The organism is Frigoribacterium sp. CG_9.8, assembly GCF_015751965.1.
Taxonomy (GTDB): Bacteria; Actinomycetota; Actinomycetes; order Actinomycetales; family Microbacteriaceae; genus Lacisediminihabitans.
Genome location: NZ_JADOVH010000001.1, coordinates 615,405 through 638,950, shown reverse-complemented (window position 1 = coordinate 638,950; position 23,546 = coordinate 615,405). Strand labels below are relative to the sequence as shown.

Sequence of the window (23,546 nt, the reverse complement as noted above, 5' to 3'; positions counted from 1 at the left end):
ACCCTGCCGGACTCTATTGTTCTGCCGGGCTGCGGCGCTAGCCTGAGGGGATGTCACTGGTCTTGCCATTCGATGGCCACACGCCCGCAATCGACGCCGCCGCCTGGGTCGCCCCGAATGCCACGCTCATCGGACAGGTGGCCCTCGCCGCCAATTCGAGCGTGTTCTACGGCGCGGTGCTTCGCGCCGACACGGACTCGATCTCGATCGGAGCGGGGAGCAATCTGCAAGACAACGTCGCGGTGCACTGCGACCACGGTATGCCGACCATCGTCGGTGAGCGGGTGAGTGTCGGTCATTCCGCAGTGCTGCACGGCTGCATCATCGAGGACGACTGCCTGATCGGCATGAGCGCAACGGTGCTCAACGGCGCGGTGATCGGTGCCGGCTCTCTCGTGGCTGCGGGAGCCGTCGTGCTCGAGGGCACAGCCATCCCACCCAGGTCGCTCGTCGCTGGAGTGCCAGCCAAGGTGCGTCGCGAATTAACGGATGCCGAAGTGGCGCATGTCACCGCAAACGCGGCACATTACGTCGAGCTGAGCCGCAAGCACGCCGCTCTGTAGCTTGGGGTGCGTCGCGTCGGCGTCTACTGCTGTGATGGCCTGTGTCAGTCGGGCCCTTTGCACACTGCGTGCAATGACCCCGGCGGAATCCTCGCCAGCGGGAACGGCGGCCTGAGAACGAGACTGGACTGAGTGTCTCGTCGCCAGCGGCCTCGTGTGCTGCTTCCGGATTTAGAGAGTGTTGTAGACCTCGCGGCGGTGCGCAACTTCAACAATGAGAATCAGAATCTGGTCATCGTCAATGTTTGTGAGGATCCGATAGTCGCCCACACGATAACGCCAGAATTCCTCGTTCACAAGCTTCTTGCCGAGCAAGCGCGGATTGTCTAGCTGAGCGAGTTTTTGTTCAAGAAAACTACGGATTCGCTTCGCTGCCGTCGGATCAAGTTTCCTGATCTGTTTTGCTGCGTTCGGCGTGAGCCTGATCGCGTAGCTCACACAGGCCAGACCACGTCAGCAAGATCAATCGCATCGTCGTTGGACTGAGTGAATTCCTCCAGCGCATCTTTCGCCAGGAAGTAGTCCTCATTCTCGTCCAAATACTGTGTCAGTGCTTCGGTCGCATAGAACGTTTTCGACCGCCCAGTACGTGCAGACAAGTACTGCAGACGCTGCTCAGTTTCCTCGTCTACGCGGAGGTTGATTTGCGGCATGGGACCCTCCTCAGGATGCTATACAAATATAGCATGACCCGGCGCTTGGCGCTGACATTCCGCACAGCCCCGCCCGCAGACCAACCCTCGATGGGACGTCAACGAGCTAGCCGGTGTCCGCGTTTCAGTTTGCCCGTTGTATCGGCGCGTATGTCGCGGGCTTGTCGGAGCCGTGAAACGCGGTGATCATCGAGCTGCAAAGTTCGGGCTTCTCAACGAGCACACCATGCGAGGCGTGCGGAACGACAGCGAGCTCGCCCTGGGGTAGAGCCCGGTAGAAGGAGACAGCGTGCTCGAGCAGCACCTCGTCGTCGTCACCGATGAGCACAAGGGTCGGGCACGAGACATCCGCAAGCTCCCTCTCGGTGATTGCAGGTTGCGTGGAACGCATCTGAGTGAGCTTTACCGCGACAACGGTGAAGTGTGCTCGCCCGTCCGGTGACACCTCTGCATAGGAATCAATCATGAACTCCGGGACCTCGGTGTCAAGAACGCCCGGGGCCCATCCGTCGCGGTGATACACCCCGGAGACGACAACGGGGTCTGTGACGAGGTCTGGCCGCTTCAGCGCCACGAATAGCGCGACAACGGCGCCGTCGCTGTAGCCGAGCAAGTGAACGGGCTCACCAAGCTGCTCATCAAGCAAGGAGATGTAGTCCTCGGCCATGATCTCGTGCGAGATTGGGCCCGGCATGTCTCGAGTTCGACCGCGGCCTCGCTGATCCGGGGTGATGAGCCGATAGGTCCCGATCAGCGGCTCCACGACGGGGCCGAAAGTTCGAAAATCAGCGCCCCTGGATGCATCAGTACCAAAGGCACACCATCACCGGTAACTTCGAACCACAGTTTCTGCGACTTTGAACCACTGTGCGCATTCATTTACCCAGCCTCGCATCTCAGCTTCGAGCGCCATCAGCGACGGACTCCACAGCACGCTCGCAGCGCCTGTAGGCCGAGCCCGTTGCGGGACAGGGGACTGCGTCCCTCGCTGAGTAACTGGGAACCACCTCTCACGCACAGGATGAATCTGATGGGGATCAGAGCAGTCCTGCGTCACGCACTTTTATGGCCAGTTGCACGCGGTTGGCGGTATCGATCTTCTGAAAAATGCGTGTGACCGTCGCCTTCACCGTCGCGACGCTCATGAATAGGCGGGTGGCTATTTCCGCGTTCGGCAGTCCGCGTGCGACCTCAATAGCGACTTCGCGTTCGCGGTCGGTGAGCGTGGCGAGTGATGCTGACGCTGCGGAGTCCATCGGAGTGGCCGCGGCGGGACTGATGGCCGCGGCAATCAACCGGCGTGTGATCGCCGGTGACAGCATCGGTTCGCCGGCTGCGACGGCGTGGATTGCTTCGATTAGCCGTGCAGGAGACGTGTCTTTCAGGAGAAAACCGGCGGCCCCGGCACCCAGAGCGCGAAGGACGAGGTCGTCCGCTTCGAACGTGGTCAGGACGATGACGGCCGGCGCTGTGGGGTGCGCCATGAGCTTCTCTGTCGTGGCGAGACCGTCTTGTACCGGCATGCGGATGTCCATCAACATCACGTCGACGCCATCCGCGAATTTTTCTGCCTCAACGCCGTTGGCCGCCTCGGCAACGATCTGGATATCGGCTTCACCACCGAGGATGAGCCGTAACCCGGTGCGCACCAGCGCGTCGTCGTCCACGATCGCCAAACGGATCACGAGGGCATCTCCCAGGGAAGTGTCGCATCGAGGATGAACCGTCCATTCGCGACACGGTTCGTCAGGGTACCGCTCACCATATTTACTCGTTCGGTCAGGCCGATCAGTCCGAGGCCACCGGACGAAGGATCGACTCGGCCCAGGGTTAGCGTGTTGCTGATGCGCAGGTGAAGTTCACGCCCCGGTCGCCCGCGCATCAGCACCTCGACACGCGCCCCTGGTGCATGTTTGCGTGCGTTCGTGAGGGCCTCTTGTACGATGCGGTAGGCGTGGCGCCCGATCTGGGCAGGTAACTGCGCAACGCCGGTCACCTCGTCGCTGACTTCGACGCTCTGGCCGGCCTCGCGAACTTCGTCGAGGAGCGCGGGAAGTTCTGTCCATGATGGTTGCGGTGGCGCGGTCGACGAAGTGTCACGAAGGCTGCCGAGGGTTGCGCGCAACTCGGTAAGGGCTTGGTGCGCGCTTTCGTGGATCACCGTCGCGGCCGCACGCACGTCCTCGGCGGTGAGGTCGGTCCGATGCGCGAGCGCTCCCGCGTGCAGGGAGAGCAGCGAGATGCGATGGGCCAGCACGTCGTGCATCTCGCGGGCGATGCGGGCTCGTTCGTTCAGCCGGGCCTGCTCCAGCTGTTCGAGTTGGCGGCGTTGTTCCTCCGCATGCCGTTCTGCGCGCTCAGTCTCGAGATCTCGGCGGCTCCGCAGGTAGAGGCCTGCAACGGTCAGCGCGATGATCGACAATGTCGTCGTCGAGACAGCGAGAATGAGTTGCTGGGTGATGCCATCACCGCTGGAATAGACAGCGGTGGCGGTCCAGAGCAGGAGCGCGGCCAGCACGATGCGGCCCCAGCGGCGGTGCGTCGTGAGAGAAACGTAGGCGACGAAGGCTGGCCCGATGACGGTGGTTGACATGAGTGTCGCTGCGGCGGTGATGAGCGCGACAGCGAATGGTGCGCGGTGTCGGACTCGGAGGAGAACCAGTCCCCCGATGCCGACAACGAGATCGCCGGCCACCCACCATCGGCGTTCGGGCTCGGTCACGGCGATCCAGACGAGGATGGTGGTGAAGAATCCCGTAACTAGAAGTGCGCAGACGTACGGAGTGGCGCGCATCCACTTCGGCCGGTCCATGTTTCGAGCTTATGGGTCTCTCGCGTCTCGGTTCTGTAACCTTTGTCTACTTCAGCATCGACAGATGTCGACGATGTACCCCAAACATCGCACCGGACGGCTATCACGTTTCGACCTCTGCCCGATGTGCGGTGGCCGGTGGTGGGATGAACTGACTTCATGATCGAATTCAGCAGAATCACCAAGCGTTACCGAGGCCGCACTGCCCTAGACGATGTCACTTTCACGGTGCCACCGGGCTCGGTCACGGGATTCCTCGGCCCTAACGGGGCTGGCAAAACAACGGCGATGCGAATTCTCCTCGGCCACGCCCGAGCGACCTCTGGTACCGCGACAGTCCTTGGTTCCCGATACGCCAAGCTTCACAATCCGGGTCGCCACGTCGGCAGTCTGCTCGATGCGGGAGCCGTTCACCCGGGACGGACCGGCCGGGAAACGCTCCGACTGGCAGCAAGGATGATGGGGGTGCCCATTCCCCATGTCGACGAGGTGCTCGACCGAGTCGGACTCACCAGGCGAGAGAGTACGACTCGCGTGCGCGGGTACTCGCTCGGTATGCGGCAGCGTCTCGGCATTGCCCAGGCACTGCTTGGCGAGCCCCGCGTGCTCGTCCTGGACGAACCAGCCAACGGACTCGACCCGCAGGGCATCGCTTGGCTGCGCACCCTCGTCCGGTCCCTCGCCGATGACGGCTGCGCCGTATTGCTCAGCTCACACCTTTTGCACGAGGTCGAGCAGGTGGCCGACCGGATCGTGATGATCGGCAGCGGTCGGGTGCTCGCCGCCGGCTCCACGCGCGAACTCGCCGCCGGGCGCGACCTCGAGCACCTCTATTTCCAGCTCACCACCCCAACCGATCGGAGCGCAGCATGATCTCCCAAACCGTCTCCTCAGCGCCGGCCATTCGGCTCGATAGCTCGTCCATCCCGTTCCACCGCCTCATCAACGTCGAGACCCGCAAGTTCTTCGACACCCTCGTCGGGCAGGTACTCACGGACGTGACGATCGTGCTCACAGTCGGCATCATGATCGGATATGCCTGGTTCATGGAGCCAACAGTGCAAGGTGTGATCATGATCTCCGGGGCGGTTCTGTCGATTCTCCTTCCGGCTATGGGAATACTTGCGGTAACCAGCGAATGGAGCCACGGTACCGCCTCGACAACATTCGCTCTCGAACCTCGGCGTGTGCGCATCGTCGCGTCGAAACTGTTTCCCCCGGTAATCGCGACTGCGCTGACCTGCGCCGTACTGGTCGGGGTTGCCTTCGTCATCACCGGGGCAGTCTCCGCGGCGCGGGGTGTCACCGCCGACTGGACTTTCGATCCGGCGGCCACAGCAGGCTGGTTTTCGGTCAACGTGATACTCGTGCTCAGTGGGGTCGCACTCGGCACATTAATCCTCAACGCCCCCGCGGCGATCATTTTCGTCGCCACGAGTGCCATGGCTTGGAGCCTCATTGCCGTCTCCAGCAAGACCGGAGCCGCCATCGCCGCGTGGTTCGACATCGGCACCACCACGACACCACTACTCGATGGCCGCGTCACCAACGATGACCTGGTACGCATCACAGTCTCGATTGGGGTGTGGGTGCTTCTGCCTCTGATCTTGGGCGCCGTGCGCGTGGTCCGACGCGAAGTGCGCTGAGATAACACTGTCCACGCCGTCAAAAATCAGTCGTGCATCACTGTCGGGGACGCCAACCCTGTTGAGTACGCCCGAGTCGACTGGATCACAGATGAACAAACGGTCCGCGAACACAACGGGACCAAGGGAGACCAAGGTGGGCGATCTTGCAATGGGTCGTCATGATGCGGCAAGCGCGGCATCGGCACGTGATCCCCTTTGGCGAGGTAACGCCTGATGGAGTGGAGCCCATGTCAATGGGCGGTTCATAGTGTTGGCTGCGATCGCAGCGGAAGTTTAGGGTATGCGTTTGCTGAGCTGGCCTCACTATGAAGTTTTAATTCCTTTTCAGGACCACGTCTGAGGCTTTGCCCGATGGTCATCGCATCCGCGACAAGGGATTCCCATGGCAGAGATCTATATCCGCGCTGTCGACCTGACCAGGGCCTACGGCACCCGCATCATCATCGATGGCCTCAGCATCACGGTCAATCCGCGCGCACGCATTGGTTTGATCGGCGAGAACGGCGTCGGGAAGTCGACCCTGCTTCGACTTCTCGCCGGAGTCGAAGAGGCAGACAGCGGTACCGTGCAGCGCCCGGCGCGCACCGGTCTGCTCTGGCAGGAGGTGCCGTTCGAGCCCACCAACACAGTCGATGACCTTATCGAGCATGCCCTCGCCGACGTGCGCGCCATCGAGCAGCAACTCGCAGATGCCGCGTCCAGCCTTGCCCGCAACCATGGTGCGGCGTCTGACGACACCACTGCCTGTGAACATTACAGTCGCGCACTTGCCGCCGCGGAGGCGGCCCAGGTCTGGTCAGTCGATGCGCGTCGGGCGTCGGTGATCGCAGGCCTCGGCCTAGCGGACGTCGAGGAGTCGCGCCGTCTCGACGGGATCTCCGGAGGAGAGCGTGCCCGCGTAGCGCTCGCCGGCCTCCTGCTGGCGAAGCCGGAGGCGTTGGTGCTTGACGAGCCGACCAACCACCTCGATGACGAGGCCGCCGTGTTCCTTGAGCAGACCCTCCGCGATTGGAGTGGGCCGGTGATCTTCGCCAGCCACGATCGCGCGTTCCTTGACGCCACGGCGACCGACCTCGTCGACCTCGACCCCGGCCGCACCACCCTGCCCCGAAGGATCGGCGTGGGTACGGGCGTTGCCGGCCCTGTCTATTCGTCGTACTTGACTGAGAAGGCCGCGGAACGCGACCGCCGGGCAGAGCAATACGAGACCGAACAACAGCAGCTGAGAGATCTGAGGTACGGAGTTGCGGTCACGTCGCGTCGGGTGACCAATTTCAAACCGCCGAGCGACCACGAGAAGATGGGCTATAACTTAAAGACTGGCCGCATCCACAAGCAAGTGAGTCGGCGGGTACAGAACACCCGGAGGCGGTTCGACGAGTTGGACGCAATCCAGGTGCGAAAACCACGGGCGCCGCTCGATTTCGGCGGCATCCCGCATGGGTTCTCGGCGGCGGACGACTCAGGGCCACTCGTCCAGCTGAGTGCGGTGACGGTCGGCGACCGCTTGGCGATCGAGTCGCTGGCGATACGGGCGGGACAGCGCCTGCTCGTCACCGGTCCCAATGGTTCGGGCAAGTCGACGCTGCTCGGAGCCCTGTCCGGCCGGCTTGCTTTGGATGGAGGCGTACGTGGCACCCGACGTGGCCTCAGCATTGGTTTGTTGGAGCAGGACGTGCGATTCGCCGATCCGCGCCGGACTGGCCGCGAGGTGTATCGGGAGGTGCTCGGTGAGGAGCGTAGTGCGCGAACCCCACTCGCTTGCCTCGGCCTGGTCGCGCCGTGGGAAATTGACCGTCCTGTCGGACTCCTTTCGGTGGGTCAACAGCGGAGGCTGGCCCTCGCGTTGATTATCGCGAAGCCTCCGCACGTCTTCCTGCTCGACGAGCCGACCAACCACTTGTCCCTCGCGCTGGCCGGGGAACTGGAGCACGCCCTTGGTACATACCCGGGTGCTGTCGTCATCGCCAGCCACGACCGCTGGTTGCGGTGCCGGTGGGACGCCGACGAACTGCACCTCGTCGGTGGGCGGGTCGCGCAACTCGCTGGTTGAGACGTCGCGGAGTGATGGGTTCGAAACCAGCTTTGCGTATGGGCTGGCGCCGAACCCTTCGACTGCCTTGCCGCCTGACAGAGGGTCGCTCGTTGAGTAGCCGACCACGTTGACGTTTCGAAACAAGGCCCGAATAGACGATCTCGTTGCCTTCGTTTCGATACACGCTTCGCGGAATTCAACCATCGGCTACGGAATCCCACACGCGACGACACGACAGACCGGCAATTGTCTGGCGAGGCTCACACCCGCTACAGCAGGTCCGCGACTACGGGGGTGAGCACGCGGCCGAGAATCTCATGCTGGTCGGCATCCAGATGCACCCCGTCCACGGTGCTGCTCGTGGTGACGGAGTTGGCGTCGAAAAACGCACACCCGGTGTCCTCGCTAACCTGCCGTATCGCGTCCGAGAGGCCGCGCGAGGCAACATCCCCGCCGGCGAACTTCGGGCCGATGGGGCCGCGAGGGTCGTCGAGTTGCGGGGGTGCGGTTAGAAGGATCGGTGGTACGGGCATCCCCGGCTCGGTCGGGGCAGTGCGCACGGCGTTGATTACCGAGGCCAGACCCGCCGCCGAATGCCAAGCACTGTGCGGATGCATTGACTGGAAGTCGTTCGTGCCGAGCAAGAGAATCACGACGTCGAGGGGCGATTGCGCTTCGATGACCTGACTAATGCCCACGAGCGCGTTGCGTCCCGGCTTGTACGGGTCGTCGAACGCCGTTCGACGACCGTTGAGGCAGTCTTCGGTGACGCGGATCCGCAGATCGCCGACGTTTAGCGCGTTGTGCAAGACGCCTGACCACCGGGAGTCGAATGGAGTCGCCGCCGAGTCCCGGGCACAATCCCCCACGTGAGCGAGTCGGAGTACACAAGGATGTGCTTTGTCTGATCCATCACTAAACGACAGGCGGCCCGCACGACCTCACAAAAGGGCCCGCAGGTGGAAGCTTCATCTGCGTCGCACTGCGGCCTCAATCATGAGGCGCGTGGCGACCGTTGTTCGCGGCCGGGTTCACGGCTTAGACGAAGTAGATCGCGCGAAGTCCCGCCTGGCAGAGGTGGGTCACCGACACATGCCGGACCCGAAGGGTCCGTGAACCGACAACTCAGATCACCAGGGACGATGCCAGCACCCGACCGCTGCACCGCAGTGGACCAGCGGCACAGTGGACCAGTGGCACAGCGGCACAGTGGCACAGCATTCGACCGCTCAGGCGTCGACGAACGGATCCGCGATTCCCACGTATCGGGTTTCCAGGTACTCGTCGATACCCTCGAAGCCCCCCTCACGCCCGAGTCCGGACTGTTTCACACCGCCGAACGGCGCGGCCGGGTTGGACACGATGCCGGTGTTGATGCCCAGCATGCCGACCTCGAGTTCCTCCGCCAGACGCAGGGTGCGATTGAGATCTCGCGTGTAGGCATACGCCACGAGCCCGAACTCCGTGTCATTGGCGAGCCGGATGGCCTCGACCTCGGTCGTAAAGGTGGAAATAGGTGCGACCGGGCCGAACACCTCCTCATGCAGGATTCGAGCGTGCGGCGGCACATCGGTGAGAACAGTGGGCAGATAGAAGTAGCCCGGCCCGTCGACGGCAGATCCGCCAAGAGCGAGAGTCGCGCCGTCTTCGATGGCGGATGTCACGAGCTCATGCACTTTCTGCCTGGTGGCCTCATCCACCAGTGGACCGATCTTCGAGTGCGGCTCGGTGCCGCGGGCGACGGTGTGGGCGCGCATCCGCTCGATGAGTTTGCCGGTGAACTCTGCGGCGACGGATTCGTGCACCAGGAACCGGTTGGCCGCGGTGCAGGCCTCACCTCCGTTTCGCATTTTGGCGATCATCGCCCCATCGACGGCTCGGTCGATATCGGCGTCCGCGAACACGAGGAACGGCGCGTTGCCGCCGAGCTCCATCGAGACGCGCAACACCTGCGGCGCGGCATCAGCGATCAGGCGGCGTCCGACCTCGGTCGACCCGGTGAACGACAGCTTGCGCAGGCGGGAGTCCGCGATGAGCGGGGCGGTGACCGCGCCGGCCCGTGAGGTCTGCACCAGGTTGAGCACGCCGGCCGGGAGACCGGCCTCCTGAAGAAGCTGCGCAAAGAACAGAGCGGTGAGCGGAGTGAGGGCAGCGGGCTTCAGCACCATCGTGCAGCCGGCCGCGATCGCCGGAGCGATTTTGCGCGTGGCCATCGCGAGCGGAAAGTTCCACGGGGTGATGAACAGGCACGGGCCGACCGCGCGGCGGGTCACCATCAGCCGGCTGTTGCCATCCGGTGCCGTCGCGAAGCGCCCCGAGATGCGGGCCGTCTCCTCCGAGAACCAGCGCAGAAACTCGGCACCGTACGCCACCTCACCGCGGGCTTCGGCCAGTGGCTTGCCCATCTCCAGCGTCATCAGCAGTGCGAAGTCGTCTGCCCGGGCAGTGAGCAACTCGAAGGCGGTGCGCAGGATCTCGGCTCGTGTGCGCGGGGCGGTGCGTGACCAGTCCCGCTGGGCCGCATCGGCCGCAGCGAGTGCCGCCGCGCCGTCGGCCGGGGTGGCATCCGCAATGCTCAGCAGCACACCTCCAGTAGACGGATCGTGCACGTCGAAGGTGCCGCCATCACTCGCGGCGCGGAATTCACCCCCGATGAACAGACCGGTGGGGATTCGACTGAGCAGGGCGGCTTCGATAGCTGGGGTGATGGTCATAGAGACTCCGTGAGAATGCCGATGACGTCATCGACGGTTGGCTTGATCGGGTTATTGATGGTGACGGCGTCAGCGAGAGTGTCCTCCGCAAGTGACGGCAACGCCTCGAGAGTGACTCCAAATTTCGAGAGTGGGCCGTTCATTCCCACCCGGGCCGCAAGCGCCGCAATCTCCGTGATGGCCGCCTCAGCGTTCTCGGCAACGGATGCCGCGGTGTCGCCCACACCCAGGGCGAAAGCCACACGGGCGATACGCTCCCGTCGCGCCGAGAGATTGAACCGCAACACCCCCTCGATCACGATGCACAGCGCGAGGCCGTGCGGAATATTGAACTGACCGCCGAGCGGATGCGCGATCCCGTGCACAAGCCCGAGTCCTGTGTGCGAGAACCCCACACCGGCGATGTGGCTGGCGAGCAGCAGCTCGGCCCTGGCTTCGATGTCTGCACCATCCGCCACCGCGCGCGGCAGGAAGGTGGCAACGGTCGAGATCACCTGAAGGGCGATGCCGTCACTGTAGGGATTCGCCCGCACCGAGAGATACGACTCGAGTGCGTGCGTGAGGGCATCCATTCCGGTTGCGGCCGTCGCACTCGCGGGCAGTCCGACGGTGAGGTCCGGATCGAGGATCGCTGCCCTGGCGAGTGCGCTGTCGTGACCGACGTAGAACTTGCGGTGACTCTGCACGTCGGTGATCACTCCGAAGGCATTCACCTCTGCGCCGGTGCCAGCGGTCGTGGGGATGGCGATGACCGGCAGCGCAGGGTGGGCGAAGGTGCTCGTGTAGTCCAGCTCGATTCCGCGCTGGGGGTTCACCGCTCCCAGAGATATGCCTTTTGCGGCATCCATCGACGATCCGCCACCGACGGCGACGATTGCACCGGCACCGATCGACATGGCGAGGTCGCTTCCCTCGTCGACACAGGTGGTTGTCGGGTTCGGGGTCACTCCCCCGAAAACGGTCACGGCTAAACCGGCTCCCTCGAGGGAGGCACGAACGAGGGCGACGACCGGGGAGGCGGCAAGAAACGGATCGGTGACCACCAACACCGTTGTGGCGCCGGTTGCCGCCGTGATCGCCCCAACCCGCACAACGGTTCCGCGCCCGAAGTGCGCGATGGGCTTGGGATCCAGGGTGAGCTGGATGTCATCGAGCGTGCGCGGTAGTGGCGCGCACCCCGTAGAGGCACGTTCGCTCATACAAGCACTCTCTCGAGCCGGAGGTTGACGCCGATCAGGTCTTCATAGAGCTTCACCGGCGTCATTTCCCCGGCGAGGTCACCGTACTGGGCACGGGCACGGCGATAGATCTGTTCCACGAGCGCGCTGAGCTCGGAGGGTGCTCCGACCGACCGGGCGAGGTCGATCGAGAGACCGAGATCTTTGCAGGCGAGGGCGATTGCAAAGCCCTCGTCGTAGTCACCATGATCGAGGATCGAGAGCATATCGTTTTGCACGAAGTTGCTGTTCGCCGGGCTCGCGATGAGCGAATTACGCAGAACGGCAAGGTCGACACCGGCCTTCACCCCAATGGCGAGCACCTCAGCGGTCGCCACGAGATGGGAGAACCAGAGCTGGTTGATCATGAGTTTGACGGTGTAGCCGGCGCCGGCCGCTCCCACGTGCAGGATGCGCTCCGGGTCTCCCATCGCCTCGAACACCGGGCGGAGGCGCGCGACATCCGCCTCCTCTCCTCCGACGAAGATCTGCAGCATTCCGGAGGCAGCGCCGACAGCCATACCGCTAACCGGGGCATCGAGAATGTGAAGGTCACGATGCGGGTTTTCGGCCCTCACCCGCTGCGCCACCTCCGGCACCGAGGTGGACATGTCGACCCACGTGCCGCCGTCGGCGATACCCGCGAGGATGCCCGCGGGTCCGTTGACAACCGTTTCCACGTGCCGGGGCGTCGGCAGCATGGTGATCACAACGTCGCTCGCCGCAGCGACCTCGGCCGGAGTGGTCGCCCACTCTGCGCCATTTGCCACCAGTTGGTCGGCGGATTCCCGGCGGATGTCATTGACGACAAGGTCGAACCCCGCCTTCTGCAGGTTGCGGGTCATCCCTGAGCCCATGTTGCCAAGTCCGATGAAGCCGATGCGTGTCGGTGAAGTGCTGCTCATGTGTTCGTGCATTCTCAATCGTTGGTCAGGGGCGAATTGCCCAGGTTGATCCAGGTGGTTTTCAGGGCCGTGTAGGCGTCGAAGGCGTGCAGCGATCGATCGCGTCCGCTGCCCGAACTCTTGAACCCGCCGAACGGCGTGATGACATCGGCGACGTCAAAGGTGTTGATCCACACTGTGCCGGCGCGCAGCTCGCGTGCCACCCGATGTGCGGTGGTGACATCCCGCGTCCAGACGCTGGCCGCAAGTCCGTAGGCGCTGTCGTTGGCGACGCGAACCGCTTCCGCCGCGCCAGGAACGCTCGACACCGAGAGGGCCGGTCCGAAGATCTCCTCCTGGCCGATGCGTCCGGCATTGTCCACTCCGGTGAAGACCGTCGGCTCCACATAGAAGCCATCGGCAAGTCCATCGGGGCGTACCCGGCGCCCGCCGTGCACGGTGACTCCCTCAGCACGGGCGATGCCGGTGTAATCGAGCACGCGCTGGAGCTGCACCGCGCTGGCGATCGAGCCGATCTGCGTTGATTCGTCGAGCGGGTCACCGAGCACGAGGGATTCCCCGACCGCGATCACCGCAGCGACGAGATCATCGTGCACGCGCTCATCCACGATGAGGCGGCTCCCTCCGTGGCAGGTCTGCCCGGCGTTGTAAAAGATGCCCCAGGCCACCGCGGAGGCACAGGCGGCGATGTCCTCGACATCCGCAAGCACGACCTGCGGCGACTTGCCGCCGAGTTCGAGCGCGACCTGCTTGCCGTTCGACTCACCCGAATAGCTGAGGAACCGGCGGCCTACCGCCGGCGACCCGGTGAAGGTGACCTTGTCGACAAGCGGATGCCGCCCCAGCGCTTCGCCCGCGACCGCTCCGAGTCCCGGTACGACGTTCAGCACCCCGGCCGGAAGTCCGGCACGGGCGGCGAGTTCGGCCAGACGCAGCGCGGAGAGGCTCGTGAGCTCTGCGGGCTTCAACACCACGCAGTTTCCCGCGGCGAGTGCCGGGGCGATCTTCCAGGCGGTGATGATGAGCGGATAGTTCCAGGGCACCACCGCACCGATCACGCCGAGCGGCTCCCGGGTGATCAGCGCAAGCGCGCTCTCCGGCGCTGGAGCGATCTCGTCATAGATCTTGTCGATTGCTTCGGCGTACCACCGCATCGTGCGGGCCGCGTTCGGCACATCCACATTTCGAGCGTCGCCGATCGGATGCCCGGAGTCGAGGGATTCGAGAAGGGCAAGTGTGTCGAGGTCCTCGAGCATGAGTTCGCTGAGCCGAAGCAGCACGCGAGCCCGCTTGCGGCGGTCGGCGCGAGACCAGACCCCCGATTCGAAAGCACGATTAGCGGCCCGAACGGCGAGGTCGACATCCGCTGCTCCGGCCGCGCTGACGGCGGCGATCACTCTGCCGTCGCGTGGGGCGATCGTGTCGAATGTCGCGCCGTCGAGGGCGGATCGAAATTGCCCGTCGATGAACAGGCGGGTCTCGGGTGTGAGCGCGGCCGCGCGGGCCGCCCAGTTGGTCATACGGTGAACCTTTTCACAACATCCCAGTCGATTGTGGCACCGAGCCCGGGAGCCGTCGGCACCACGAGGCATCCGGTGTCATCGATGTCGATCGGCTCGAGGAAGAAGTCGCGCCGGTCGGGAGTCCACCCGGGCGGGTCATAGGGAAACTCGAGGTAGGGGCCGGCATCCACCCCGGCTGCCACGTGCAGGTTGGCGAGCAGTCCGAGCCCGTTGGTCCAGGTGTGCGGGGTGAAGAGCCGGTGGCGCAGGTTCGCTGATTCGGCTACCTGTCGCGCCCGGTACATGCCAACCGCCAGTACGACATCCGGCTGGTAGATGTCGTAGGCATCCGCTTCGACCAGCGCGGCGAGTTCGGCAATGCTGCGCACCATTTCGCCGCCGGCAATCTGCATACCGGTCTGGGCGCGCACCCTCTGCGCACCGACCACATCAACTTGCGGCAGCGGCTCCTCGAGCCACAGAACGGCAAGCTCCTGCAGTTCTTCTGCAATCCTCTGCACGCGGGCGAGGGGCAGAGCAGGTGCGATATCGCCGCTCATCCGCCACATCTGATTGAGGTCCACCATCAGGTCGAAGTCGTCACCGACCGCCTCACGGGTCGCTCGAACGGCAGCGATACCGCCGGCAACGTCGTCGCGGGAGATCCGAATCTTCATGGCACGGAATCCTCTGGCCTTCGCGGCGAGAGCCGACTGCGCACGAGCCTCCGGCGCCTTCAGCTCGCCACAGGATGCGTAGGCCGGCAGCCGGTCACGTGCGCCACCGAACAGCACGCTCACCGGCAGTCCGGCAACCTGGCCGATGATGTCCCAGAGTGCCACTTCGAGGGGCCAGTACCGCCCGCCGTGAAAGTTGATGGTCTCGATGCGCCGCACTTGGTTCAGGATCTGCAGCGGGTCAGTGCCGAGAAACAAATGCTCATAGGCCTCGAAACCGTCCATCGTGTCGCCGGAACCAATGCCGACGATACCCGCATCGGTCTCCACCGTGACGAGAGTGGCAGGAAACTGGCGCCGGGGATTCGGATCCCAGGCGGCGTTGAACGCGGGTTCAAGCGGCAAGGTCATTCGCGTGAGGCGGATGGCCGTGATCTTCATTCAGAGCTTCCGGAATCGACGGTTTGGGACGGTGAGTCAGAGCGGGGTTGCGGGGTGAAAAACGGGTTGGCCGGGGAATTCCTGGCCGCTATCACGTCGTCCGTGTCGGGGAGCGAGAGCGCTCCGTTCTCGAGTGCGGTGCGAACCGAGAGGCGGTTGTTGGCGAAGACGGCCTCCGCGTCATCCGCCTTCGGATTCACCCAGACGGCGGCGATGATCACATGAGAGTCGGCCTGTTCGCGGGAGATCACCGCGTCGGCGAGAGCATCCGCGACGCCAGCGGCGATACCGGCCTGTGCCGGACCCCAGATAAGGAGCCCGTGTTCGTCACCAGCCGGGGCGGACTTGGTCACGAACAGGGTGAGTGGTTTCACCGGCAGCGATGGCCGCAGCACGGTGACAAAGGGCACGTGCCCCTGGCTGGGGGTGGCGAGGGCCGAAGCCCACGCCACCCCAGCTGGCCCCTCGCGGTGGCCGAAAACGGTGTTGACGTGAGCGGCATTGACGCCGTCGCCGACAAAGCTCTCGCCGATTTGAAGGGCCTGGGTCATTTAGATCAATCCCTGCTTCTTGAGCCAATTCTGGGCAATGGTCTTCGGGTCGTCCCCATCGACATCGGCCTGCGCGTTGAGTGTCTGCATTTCGGCTGTCGTGAGCTTGCCTGCCATCAGCGCAATCACCTTCGCGATGCCCGGGTACTTGTCGAGCGTCGTCTGCTTCACGGTGAAGGCGCCCTGGTAGACGGGGAAGTACTCCTTGTCGTCCTTCATGACGGTGAGATCGAGTGCCTTGATGCGGCCATCGGTCTGGAAGACCTCTCCGAAGTTGCAGTCGGTGCCCTTCTGGGTGGCTGTATAGATGACACCGGTGTCGAGCATCGACACGCTCGAGTCGGGCACGGTGAGTCCGTAGGCCTTCTTGAGTCCCGGCCAGCCGTCATCACGGGTTGAGAATTCGCTCTCAATGCAGAAGGTCTGCTCGCTCGCGGGCAGCTTCGCAATGTCACTGAGCGAGGTGATGCCAAGCTTCTTCGCCTTGTCCGAACGGATCGCGAACGCGTAGGTGTTGTTGAGCGGAGCCGGGTCTAGCCAGGCGATGCCGTTCTTGGCATCCGCTGCTTTGGTCGCGGCGAACTGGGCGGCCTCACCCTTCACCGGTGCGGTGTTCTTGTTGTAGTTGATCCACGAGGTGCCCGTGTATTCCCAGTACCCCATGAAGTTGTCACTCTCGAGCGCGGCGCGCACGTTGGCAGAGCCGACGACCTTGATGTTGGCCTCGGTCTTCGCGCCGTGGGCGTTGAGCAGTTCGCTCGTGAGGTAGGCGAGGATGTACTGCTCCGAGAAGTCTTTGGCCCCGATGGTGCCGGTGAGTCCCTTGACTTCGTCGCTCTTGGACGAGGACGTCTTCGTCTCTCCCCCGGTGCTTGCGGAGCACGCGCTGAGGGCGAGGATGCCCACGGCGGCGACCGCAATCAGGCTGATGGTGCGTTTATTCATGTACTTCTCCTTGTGCTTTCTGTGTTGGGTGCTGTGTCGGATGACAAGTCGGGTGTAGTCAGGTACCGCGCGGGCGCAGTCGGTCTTCGGCCAGGCTTGCGACCCAGTCGATGAGCAGGGCGATGCAGGCCACCAGCACGGCCCCGGTGATCAACACGGGGTAGCGCTGCAGTTTGAGTCCGTTGACGATCATGTCGCCGAGACCGCCGGCGTTGATGAAGGTGGCCACTGTGGCGACGCCGACGCAGAATACCAGCGAGGTGCGCAGCCCGGCCAGGATCACCGGTACTGCCAGTGGCAACTCCACACGGCGCAGCACCTGGTTGGGCGTCATCCCCATGCCGCGCGCGGATTCGCGCACGTTTTCATCCACTTGCTGGATTCCGATGAGAGTGTTGCGCAGCACGGGCAGAAATGAGTAGACCACCAGAGCGACGAGCGCGGTGCTGTAGCCGGTCTGCCAGATGATGGCGAGCAGGATGATCACTCCGATGGCCGGAGTCGCCTGCCCGATGTTGGCGATGCCGAGAACGAGTGCACGCACCACCCGCGATTTCGTGCGGCTGAGCGCGATTCCGGTGGGAATGGCAAGAATGGCGACGAGAGCGGATGCCACGATCGTGAGCCCGAGATGCTCACGTGTGCGGTTGACGATGTAGTCGATGTTGAGCGTGCGCTTCTCGATGGAGTCGAGTTGAATGCTCGACAGCCAGAACAGGAGCACTCCGAGCACGATAACGACGACCAGCGGGGTGACGAAGCGACGTGGCGTGAAGAACCGCTCGCGCACCCCGTCGGCGTACCCGGTCGATGCGTTCGGGGAAGTGACGGCGGTCATGGTCGGTCTGCCGCTGCCGGCGGGAGTCCGGTCGGGGCCGACGGGACTTGCGCGCCGAGCACAGCCGAGATCCGCTCCATGCTGATCGAGCCGATCGCAACGCCGTCGAAGTCGAGAACGGTGAGGGCGCCAAGCCCGGTGAGCACGAGGGAGTCGAGGGCGTCGCGCAGGCTGTCGGTGGCCCGCACGGTGACCGGTCCGCCGGAGGATTCACTTGCCGGGCCGAGTCGCGCCTCGGTCACCGGGATGAGGGTGAGCCGCTTGATCGCCGCCCCATGCCCGATGAACGAGGCCACATAGTCGTTGGCAGGTGCCGCAAGGATGTTGGCAGGCGTGTCGAACTGCTCGATCTGGCTGCGCCCGCTCAGCACTGCGATGCGATCGCCGAGTCGCACTGCCTCGTCGAAGTCATGGGTGACGAAGATGATCGTCTTACCCAGAGTCTCCTGCAGCCGCAGAAACTCGGCCTGCAGCTTCTCGCGAGTGATCGGGTCGGTCGCGCCGAATGGCTCATCCATGAGCATCACCGGTGGGTCGGCGGCGAGCGCCCGCGCCACCCCCACGCGCTGCTGCTGACCACCCGAGAGTTGCTTGGGATAGCGGTGTGCGAATTCCCGTGGATCGAGCTCGACTGTGGTGAGAAGCTCGTCGATCCGGTCGGCCGTCTTCTCCTTGGTCCAGCCGAGCAGCTTCGGCACGACCGCGATGTTCTCCGCGATGGTCATGTGCGGGAAGAGTCCGATTTGCTGAATGACGTAACCGATGTGGCGACGAAGCTCGTGCGGATCGAGGGAGAGCACGTCGCGCCCGTCGATCGAGATGGATCCGCTCGTCGGCTCGATGATGCGGTTGATCATCTTCATGGTGGTGGTCTTGCCGCAGCCGCTCGGGCCGACGAACATGATGAGCTCGCCCGGCTCGGCCGCGATGGAGAAGTTCTCCACCGCCGCGACCGGCTGGTTGGCGTAGCTCTTGGTCACCTGATCGAGCACGATCCGGGCACCGCTGGTGTTGCGGGCGATCTGCAGAATGGCGGTGGCTGGTGTTTTAGGCACGGAGTCCCTTTGACGTGGAGTAGCGGGTGATGGCAACGAAGAGTGCGTCGACGATGAGCGCGAGGAGTACCACTCCCAGAGTTCCGGTGAGAGCGAAGTTGAGAGCGTTGACCGAGCCGAGCGACGAGAGACCCCGGAAGATGAAGGTGCCAAGCCCCGGGCCAGCGACATATGCCGCGATCGCTGCGACTCCGATGGTGAGTTGCGCGGCCACGCGCACTCCGGTGAGGATGATGGGCCAAGCGATCGGCAACTGCACCCGAAAGAGCACAGTGAACTTGTTCATTCCCATGCCCGTCGCTGACTCCATGACGGCGGGGGCGACCTCGCGCAGGCCGACCACCGTGTTGCGCACGATCGGCAGCAGAGAATACATCACCAGGGCGATGATCGTGGGAGTCCACCCGAGGCCGAAGGTCGGAATGAGCAGGGCGAGCATCGCAAGGGACGGGATGGTGAGTGCCACTCCGGCGGCAGCGATCACGGTGGATCGCGGCAGCGGGCGATCCCAGACCAGCATGCCGACACCGACCCCGATGATCATCGCGATCAGCAGCGAGACGGCCACCACCGAGATGTGCTCGACCACGAGGCCGACGATGTCGGGACCACGGGTCTCCCAGAAATGCAGCAGGCGACCGAAGTCAAACTGGGTCACGGATGCCTCCACCTCACTCTTCGTTGAGTTGCCGCGACTCGGATCGAGCGTCGGCTTGTCAGAACACTAGATGGGAGTTTCTATTTGCACAACTCCAGTTGTGCAAATGGCAACGCAGGACTACGGTGATGCCATGAATTCTGTCGAAGCGACAGCGGCTGTAGCCCCGCGGCGCAACTCTTCCGGCCTCCGCCGTGATCTTGAACTGCTCGAAATTCTCGGTTCACCCGAATCAGAATCAGCGGGCGGTCTCGGTGTCGTGCGGGTCGCAGAACTCGCTGGTCGCGATAAGGGCGGGGTCTCCCGTACGCTCGCGACCCTGGCCGAGTCCGGCCTCGTCTCGCGCGACCCGATTACCCAGAGCTATCGCCTGGGTTACCAGCTCTACGCCCTCGCTGCCCGCACGCTCGAGTCACGACTGGTGCGGGCATCCGCTCCCTTCCTGCGCCGGGTCGTCACCGCAATACATGAAACAACCCACCTCTGCGTGCTGCGTGGCGGCAGTGTGCTCACCCTGGCCAGCGAGCTGAGCGAGTTGGCCTTCCGCGGTCTCGGCTGGGAGGGGGTGAGCACTGCGGCATGGCAGACCTCGTCGGGTCGAGTGCTGGTGAGCGACTGGGCAGAGCACGATCTGCGTGGATGGTACGCGCTGCACGGGCATGATGAACCAGTCACGAGCCCGTTCACTTCGGTGGCGCAGACCGCGGGGGCCAGCGCCGCAGCCCGCACGGATGTGATGCCGCTCGTTACCGATTTCGATAGCCTATGGGCCGAGATTTCTCTTATTCGTCGACGCGGCTATGCGATCGTCGACGAAGAGTTCGAAAAGGGCGTCGTGGGTGTCTCCGCTCCCGTCTTCGACTTTCGGGGCACGATCATCGCCGCGATCAACGTGAGCGCGCCCAAGACCCGACTCGGGGGGCGATTTGGCGAGGCTGGAATGCTCACTGCCCGGGTCGCGGCGGAACTCTCGGCCCAGCTGGGAGCACTTCCGCGATCGATGAACCGGTAGCTGTTTTTTCGAGCCGAGCCGGGCGATGTGCAGCGCGCCCGGCATCCGTCAACCCGCAGGGGCGGGAGGGGAAACGGTCATGATCCGATCAGGTTTTGCACGAATACATGTGGCGTGAACCCGGTGAGGTCGCCGATGCCCTCACCCTGCCCGACGAGCTTGATCGGGATACCCGTCTTCTCCTGCACCGACAGCACGAAGCCGCCCTTGGCCGAGCCATCGAGCTTGGTCAGCACAAGCCCGGTGACGCCCGCGTGCTCGATGAACGCCTCCGCCTGGGCGAGGCCATTCTGGCCGGTCGTCGCATCGAGCACGAGCAGCACCTCCGCGATCTCGGTCTGCTTCTCGATCACCCGGCGGATCTTCGCAAGCTCGTCCATGAGGCCGCTCTTGGTCTGGAGGCGGCCTGCGGTGTCAATCAGCACGATGTCGATTCCCTCGCGCTGTGCGCGCTCCACAGTCTGGTAGGCGACGGATGCCGGATCCTGGCCCTGCTGCTGCGGACGCTGGATGGCGGCACCGCCGCGCTCCGCCCAGGTGGCCAGCTGTTCGACGGCCGCCGCCCGAAACGTGTCGGCCGCGCCGACGATCACGCTGCGGCCATACCCGCCGAGAAACTTTGCAAACTTGCCGATGGTGGTGGTCTTGCCAACTCCGTTGACCCCGACCACGAGCACCACCGCGGGGCGTGCACTGAGCGTGAGGGTGGGGTTGAGGCGGGAGAGCCGCTCCTCGAGTGTCTCGCGCAACATCCGCTTCAGGTCGACCGGATCGGTGGTGTTGAAACGCTTCACGCTTGCGCGGAGCTCGTCAATAATCGCTTCGGTGAGGGCGGGGCCGAAATCAGCCGTAATCAGGGCATCTTCGAGGTCGTTCCAGGTCTCATCGTCGATGGTCTTGCGAGCGAACATGCCCTTGAGAGCGCCCGACAGGGACCAGGGAGAAGCCATAGGCCAATGCTACTGATCCGTGAGAGGTCCACGACGCGCCGGATGCCCCGATCGAGCTGAGCGTGTCGGCAGGTCGTCGCGAGAACCAGCCGCCGCTGAGCACGGCAGACTAGGGAGGTGACTTTCGCCTTCATCCGCCATGGCCAGACCGAGTGGAACCGGCAGCTTCGGCTCCAGGGCTCCTCCGACATTCCACTCAATGACACCGGGCGGGAGCAGGCAAGACATGCCGTCGATGCGCTCACCGGAACGCGCTGGGATGCCGTGGTGAGTTCGCCGCTCAGCCGTGCCCGGGAGACGGCACAGATCATCGCCGATGGCCTCGGAATCACACTCGGACCCAGCTACGACCTCCTCGCGGAACGCCATTACGGCGATGCCGAGGGTGCGACGGCCGAAGACATCGCGGCGAACTGGCCTGACCACGCCTACCCCGGACTCGAGAGCCTCGACTCGGTGGTCGCCCGTGGCATCGCCGCACTGGACCGCATCGCCGACGACTACGGCGACAGGAACGTGGTGATCGTCTGCCACGGCACGATCATCCGCTGCACGCTCGGTGCCCTCGCCGGACAGAAACTTCCCGCGATTGAAAACGGGTCGACTGCCACCTTCGACCGCCTGGGTGAGGGATGGCGCGTGCACACCGTCAACGACGAAGCCCTCGTCGTCGGCTGACCCCCGCCCGCACCGCCCGGCTGTCACCCCGCTAAACCGCCTGCGCGAACCCCAGATCAGTGTCGGCGAGGTGTGCGAGCTGTTCTGGCAGTTCGATGCCCTTGCGCTTCATCGACTGCGCCCACAGACGTCCGGCCCGGTAGGACGACCGAACCAGCGGACCGGCGAGTACCCCGAGGAATCCGATGGCCTCAGCCTCTTCTTTGATCTCGATGAACTCCTGCGGCGGCAAATACCGTGCCACGGGCAGGTGCCTCGCGGTCGGGCGCAGGTACTGGGTGACGGTGATGATGTCGGTTCCGGCATCGTGCAGGTCTTGCAGCGCTTGACTGATCTCCACGCGCTCCTCGCCCATACCGAGGATCAGGTTGGACTTGGTAATGAGTCCTGCCTCGCGCGCGCTGGTGATGACGCCAAGCGAGCGTTCGTAGCGAAAGGCCGGACGGATGCGCTTGAACAGCCGCGGCACCGTCTCGACGTTGTGGGCGAACACCTCCGGACGCGAGGAGAAGACTTCGGCGAGCAGGTCGGGGTTGCCCGAGAAGTCGGTGGCGAGGATCTCGACGCCCGTTCCGGGGTTGACCGCATGGATGCGTCGCACAGTTTCGGCGTGCAGCCAGGCGCCCTCGTCGGGGAGGTCGTCGCGGGCGACACCGGTGACGGTGGCGTACCGCAGCCGCATGCTGAGCACCGAGTCGGCAACGCGGCGCGGCTCATCCATGTCGTAGTCGGCCGGCTTACCGGTGTCGATCTGGCAGAAGTCGCACCGGCGGGTGCACTGGGATCCGCCAATGAGGAAGGTCGCCTCGCGGTCTTCCCAGCACTCGTAGATGTTGGGGCATCCGGCCTCCTGGCACACCGTGTGAAGACCTTCGTCCTTCACGAGTTTCTGCAGTTCGAGGTATTCCGGTCCCTGCCGTGCCACAGTCTTGATCCACGGGGGCTTGCGCTCGATCGGCGTCTCGGTATTGCGGATCTCGAGGCGAAGCATCCGCCGTCCGTCTGGTGCGGCGGTCATGCTGAGACCGCCGAAGTCTCGAAAGCGTGCTCGGCAACGAACGCGTCGAAGCGCTCGGAAACAATAGCGGCCGCGTCGGCCGGGGTGACATCTCTGCCGGCTTCACGGCTGATCGTGGTGACGCCCGCATCCCGGATGCCGCAGGCCACGATGTGCTCGTAGGGGTCGAGGGAGTTGCTGCAATTGAGTGCGAAGCCGTGCATCGTGACACCACCGGCGACCCGGATGCCGATGGCCGCGATCTTCTCATCGCGCACCCCATCCACGATCCAGACTCCTGACCGGCCTGCCACCCGTACCCCGGTCACCCCGAAGTGAGCGATCACGTCGATGAGCAGCTCCTCGAGTCGGCGCACATAGGCCACGACATCGACGGGGTTGAGCAGTCGCAGGATCGGGTACCCCACCAGCTGCCCCGGGCCGTGCCAGGTGAGCTTGCCGCCGCGGTCGACATCGATGACCGGCGAGCCGTCATCCGGTCGCTCACTTGCCTCGGTGCGTGAGCCGGCGGTGTAGACCGACGGATGCTCGAGCAGCAGAACCGTGTCGGCCCGGGTACCCTCCACCACTTCGGAATGGATGCTGCGCTGCAGAGCGAGCGCCTCAGGATAGGGCACGAGGTCCGGTGCGAGTCCGGCGATGATGATGTCAACCATGGCACTAGCTTAGGCAC

25 protein-coding genes are annotated in these 23,546 nt (G+C 64.2%); 6 read left to right on the top strand and 19 right to left on the bottom strand.

The features are described 5' to 3' along the window. Nucleotides 1–50 precede the first annotated feature (50 nt). Nucleotides 51–563, top strand: a complete 513-nt coding sequence (locus IWX88_RS03200; protein ID WP_196827083.1) for a gamma carbonic anhydrase family protein — start codon at nt 51–53, stop codon at nt 561–563. 171 nt (nt 564–734) lie between these two features. Here the strand turns inward: IWX88_RS03200 and IWX88_RS03195 are convergent, their stop codons facing one another. The 5 genes from IWX88_RS03195 to IWX88_RS03175 form a co-directional block, all read right to left on the bottom strand. Then, nucleotides 735–1,001, bottom strand: a complete 267-nt coding sequence (locus IWX88_RS03195) for a type II toxin-antitoxin system RelE/ParE family toxin (RefSeq protein ID WP_196827081.1) — start codon at nt 999–1,001, stop codon at nt 735–737. Next, nucleotides 998–1,216: a TraY domain-containing protein gene (locus tag IWX88_RS03190; protein ID WP_196827079.1), complete on the bottom strand. Its 219-nt coding sequence runs from the start codon at nt 1,214–1,216 to the stop codon at nt 998–1,000. The genes IWX88_RS03195 and IWX88_RS03190 overlap by 4 nt, the downstream gene beginning before the upstream one ends. A 124-nt stretch (nt 1,217–1,340) precedes the next feature. After that, the gene (locus IWX88_RS03185; protein WP_196827077.1) at nt 1,341–1,979 is read right to left on the bottom strand and encodes an alpha/beta fold hydrolase; all 639 of its coding nucleotides are present in this window, start codon (nt 1,977–1,979) and stop codon (nt 1,341–1,343) included. A gap of 274 nt (nt 1,980–2,253) precedes the next feature. Next, nucleotides 2,254–2,901, bottom strand: a complete 648-nt coding sequence (locus tag IWX88_RS03180) for a response regulator transcription factor (protein WP_196827073.1) — start codon at nt 2,899–2,901, stop codon at nt 2,254–2,256. Further along, a complete protein-coding gene (locus tag IWX88_RS03175) occupies nt 2,898–4,028 on the bottom strand; it encodes a sensor histidine kinase (protein ID WP_196827071.1) in 1,131 nt (376 codons plus the stop codon). Before IWX88_RS03175 ends, IWX88_RS03180 begins: the two co-directional genes overlap by 4 nt. A gap of 159 nt (nt 4,029–4,187) precedes the next feature. On the opposite strand from IWX88_RS03175, the gene IWX88_RS03170 reads away from it, so the two are divergent. From IWX88_RS03170 to IWX88_RS03160, 3 genes are all read left to right on the top strand, one after another. Next, nucleotides 4,188–4,901, top strand: a complete 714-nt coding sequence (locus tag IWX88_RS03170) for an ABC transporter ATP-binding protein (protein WP_196827069.1) — start codon at nt 4,188–4,190, stop codon at nt 4,899–4,901. Then, nucleotides 4,898–5,674 carry a hypothetical protein gene (locus IWX88_RS03165; protein WP_196827066.1) on the top strand — a complete coding sequence of 259 codons (777 nt, stop codon included), beginning with the start codon at nt 4,898–4,900 and terminating at the stop codon, nt 5,672–5,674. Before IWX88_RS03170 ends, IWX88_RS03165 begins: the two co-directional genes overlap by 4 nt. A 385-nt stretch (nt 5,675–6,059) precedes the next feature. Beyond that, nucleotides 6,060–7,730, top strand: coding sequence for an ABC-F family ATP-binding cassette domain-containing protein (locus IWX88_RS03160; RefSeq protein ID WP_196827063.1), 1,671 nt, complete (start codon nt 6,060–6,062; stop codon nt 7,728–7,730). A gap of 251 nt (nt 7,731–7,981) precedes the next feature. On the opposite strand, the gene IWX88_RS03155 is transcribed toward IWX88_RS03160, so the two are convergent. The 11 genes from IWX88_RS03155 to IWX88_RS03105 form a co-directional block, all read right to left on the bottom strand. Continuing rightward, nucleotides 7,982–8,521: an SGNH/GDSL hydrolase family protein gene (locus IWX88_RS03155; protein ID WP_196827057.1), complete on the bottom strand. Its 540-nt coding sequence runs from the start codon at nt 8,519–8,521 to the stop codon at nt 7,982–7,984. Between the two features lie 420 nt (nt 8,522–8,941). Further along, nucleotides 8,942–10,426 carry an NAD-dependent succinate-semialdehyde dehydrogenase gene (locus tag IWX88_RS03150; RefSeq protein ID WP_196827055.1) on the bottom strand — a complete coding sequence of 495 codons (1,485 nt, stop codon included), beginning with the start codon at nt 10,424–10,426 and terminating at the stop codon, nt 8,942–8,944. Next, complete coding sequence (locus IWX88_RS03145; RefSeq protein ID WP_196827051.1) at nt 10,423–11,625, bottom strand: iron-containing alcohol dehydrogenase; 1,203 nt, start codon at nt 11,623–11,625, stop codon at nt 10,423–10,425. Before IWX88_RS03145 ends, IWX88_RS03150 begins: the two co-directional genes overlap by 4 nt. Then, the gene (locus IWX88_RS03140; protein ID WP_231368743.1) at nt 11,622–12,548 is read right to left on the bottom strand and encodes an NAD(P)-dependent oxidoreductase; all 927 of its coding nucleotides are present in this window, start codon (nt 12,546–12,548) and stop codon (nt 11,622–11,624) included. The genes IWX88_RS03145 and IWX88_RS03140 overlap by 4 nt, the downstream gene beginning before the upstream one ends. 14 nt (nt 12,549–12,562) lie before the next feature. After that, complete coding sequence (locus IWX88_RS03135) at nt 12,563–14,068, bottom strand: aldehyde dehydrogenase (RefSeq protein ID WP_196827047.1); 1,506 nt, start codon at nt 14,066–14,068, stop codon at nt 12,563–12,565. Continuing rightward, the gene (locus tag IWX88_RS03130) at nt 14,065–15,168 is read right to left on the bottom strand and encodes a mandelate racemase/muconate lactonizing enzyme family protein (protein WP_196827044.1); all 1,104 of its coding nucleotides are present in this window, start codon (nt 15,166–15,168) and stop codon (nt 14,065–14,067) included. The genes IWX88_RS03135 and IWX88_RS03130 overlap by 4 nt, the downstream gene beginning before the upstream one ends. Further along, nucleotides 15,165–15,719, bottom strand: coding sequence for a formaldehyde-activating enzyme (fae, locus tag IWX88_RS03125; RefSeq protein WP_196827042.1), 555 nt, complete (start codon nt 15,717–15,719; stop codon nt 15,165–15,167). Before fae ends, IWX88_RS03130 begins: the two co-directional genes overlap by 4 nt. After that, nucleotides 15,720–16,664, bottom strand: coding sequence for a glycine betaine ABC transporter substrate-binding protein (locus tag IWX88_RS03120; RefSeq protein WP_196827039.1), 945 nt, complete (start codon nt 16,662–16,664; stop codon nt 15,720–15,722). It lies immediately after the preceding gene. 58 nt (nt 16,665–16,722) lie between these two features. After that, nucleotides 16,723–17,502 carry an ABC transporter permease gene (locus tag IWX88_RS03115; protein ID WP_196827036.1) on the bottom strand — a complete coding sequence of 260 codons (780 nt, stop codon included), beginning with the start codon at nt 17,500–17,502 and terminating at the stop codon, nt 16,723–16,725. After that, the gene (locus tag IWX88_RS03110; RefSeq protein ID WP_370568145.1) at nt 17,499–18,557 is read right to left on the bottom strand and encodes an ABC transporter ATP-binding protein; all 1,059 of its coding nucleotides are present in this window, start codon (nt 18,555–18,557) and stop codon (nt 17,499–17,501) included. The genes IWX88_RS03115 and IWX88_RS03110 overlap by 4 nt, the downstream gene beginning before the upstream one ends. After that, on the bottom strand, nt 18,550–19,215 hold the full coding sequence (locus IWX88_RS03105; protein ID WP_196827034.1) for an ABC transporter permease: 666 nt from the start codon (nt 19,213–19,215) through the stop codon (nt 18,550–18,552). The genes IWX88_RS03110 and IWX88_RS03105 overlap by 8 nt, the downstream gene beginning before the upstream one ends. A gap of 106 nt (nt 19,216–19,321) precedes the next feature. On the opposite strand from IWX88_RS03105, the gene IWX88_RS03100 reads away from it, so the two are divergent. Next, entirely contained in the window at nt 19,322–20,227 is a 906-nt protein-coding gene (locus IWX88_RS03100; RefSeq protein WP_231368742.1) for an IclR family transcriptional regulator, read from the top strand. A gap of 77 nt (nt 20,228–20,304) precedes the next feature. On the opposite strand, the gene ftsY is transcribed toward IWX88_RS03100, so the two are convergent. Beyond that, on the bottom strand, nt 20,305–21,177 hold the full coding sequence (ftsY, locus tag IWX88_RS03095) for a signal recognition particle-docking protein FtsY (RefSeq protein WP_196827032.1): 873 nt from the start codon (nt 21,175–21,177) through the stop codon (nt 20,305–20,307). Nucleotides 21,178–21,294: 117 nt separating this feature from the next. On the opposite strand from ftsY, the gene IWX88_RS03090 reads away from it, so the two are divergent. Next, nucleotides 21,295–21,855 (top strand): histidine phosphatase family protein, encoded by a 561-nt coding sequence (locus tag IWX88_RS03090; RefSeq protein WP_196827030.1) that lies wholly within the window; start codon nt 21,295–21,297, stop codon nt 21,853–21,855. Between the two features lie 31 nt (nt 21,856–21,886). On the opposite strand, the gene lipA is transcribed toward IWX88_RS03090, so the two are convergent. Continuing rightward, nucleotides 21,887–22,873: a lipoyl synthase gene (lipA, locus tag IWX88_RS03085; protein WP_196827028.1), complete on the bottom strand. Its 987-nt coding sequence runs from the start codon at nt 22,871–22,873 to the stop codon at nt 21,887–21,889. Continuing rightward, nucleotides 22,870–23,529 carry a lipoyl(octanoyl) transferase LipB gene (gene lipB / locus IWX88_RS03080; RefSeq protein WP_196827026.1) on the bottom strand — a complete coding sequence of 220 codons (660 nt, stop codon included), beginning with the start codon at nt 23,527–23,529 and terminating at the stop codon, nt 22,870–22,872. The genes lipA and lipB overlap by 4 nt, the downstream gene beginning before the upstream one ends. Nucleotides 23,530–23,546: the final 17 nt, after the last annotated feature.

Excerpts from the sequence above, each read along its gene's own strand:
- IWX88_RS03145 (WP_196827051.1), bottom strand. The coding sequence starts at position 11,625 with ATGAGCGAACGTGCCTCTACGGGGTGCGCGCCACTACCGCGCACGCTC.
- lipB (WP_196827026.1), bottom strand. The coding sequence starts at position 23,529 with ATGGTTGACATCATCATCGCCGGACTCGCACCGGACCTCGTGCCCTAT.
- ftsY (WP_196827032.1), bottom strand. The coding sequence starts at position 21,177 with ATGGCTTCTCCCTGGTCCCTGTCGGGCGCTCTCAAGGGCATGTTCGCT.
- IWX88_RS03170 (WP_196827069.1), top strand. The coding sequence starts at position 4,188 with ATGATCGAATTCAGCAGAATCACCAAGCGTTACCGAGGCCGCACTGCC.
- IWX88_RS03140 (WP_231368743.1), bottom strand. The coding sequence starts at position 12,548 with ATGAGCAGCACTTCACCGACACGCATCGGCTTCATCGGACTTGGCAAC.
- fae (WP_196827042.1), bottom strand. The coding sequence starts at position 15,719 with ATGACCCAGGCCCTTCAAATCGGCGAGAGCTTTGTCGGCGACGGCGTC.
- IWX88_RS03115 (WP_196827036.1), bottom strand. The coding sequence starts at position 17,502 with ATGACCGCCGTCACTTCCCCGAACGCATCGACCGGGTACGCCGACGGG.
- IWX88_RS03135 (WP_196827047.1), bottom strand. The coding sequence starts at position 14,068 with ATGACCAACTGGGCGGCCCGCGCGGCCGCGCTCACACCCGAGACCCGC.
- IWX88_RS03200 (WP_196827083.1), top strand. The coding sequence starts at position 51 with ATGTCACTGGTCTTGCCATTCGATGGCCACACGCCCGCAATCGACGCC.
- IWX88_RS03130 (WP_196827044.1), bottom strand. The coding sequence starts at position 15,168 with ATGAAGATCACGGCCATCCGCCTCACGCGAATGACCTTGCCGCTTGAA.
- IWX88_RS03100 (WP_231368742.1), top strand. The coding sequence starts at position 19,322 with ATGGCAACGCAGGACTACGGTGATGCCATGAATTCTGTCGAAGCGACA.
- IWX88_RS03150 (WP_196827055.1), bottom strand. The coding sequence starts at position 10,426 with ATGACCATCACCCCAGCTATCGAAGCCGCCCTGCTCAGTCGAATCCCC.
- IWX88_RS03175 (WP_196827071.1), bottom strand. The coding sequence starts at position 4,028 with ATGGACCGGCCGAAGTGGATGCGCGCCACTCCGTACGTCTGCGCACTT.
- IWX88_RS03165 (WP_196827066.1), top strand. The coding sequence starts at position 4,898 with ATGATCTCCCAAACCGTCTCCTCAGCGCCGGCCATTCGGCTCGATAGC.
- IWX88_RS03160 (WP_196827063.1), top strand. The coding sequence starts at position 6,060 with ATGGCAGAGATCTATATCCGCGCTGTCGACCTGACCAGGGCCTACGGC.
- IWX88_RS03120 (WP_196827039.1), bottom strand. The coding sequence starts at position 16,664 with ATGAATAAACGCACCATCAGCCTGATTGCGGTCGCCGCCGTGGGCATC.
- lipA (WP_196827028.1), bottom strand. The coding sequence starts at position 22,873 with ATGACCGCCGCACCAGACGGACGGCGGATGCTTCGCCTCGAGATCCGC.
- IWX88_RS03190 (WP_196827079.1), bottom strand. The coding sequence starts at position 1,216 with ATGCCGCAAATCAACCTCCGCGTAGACGAGGAAACTGAGCAGCGTCTG.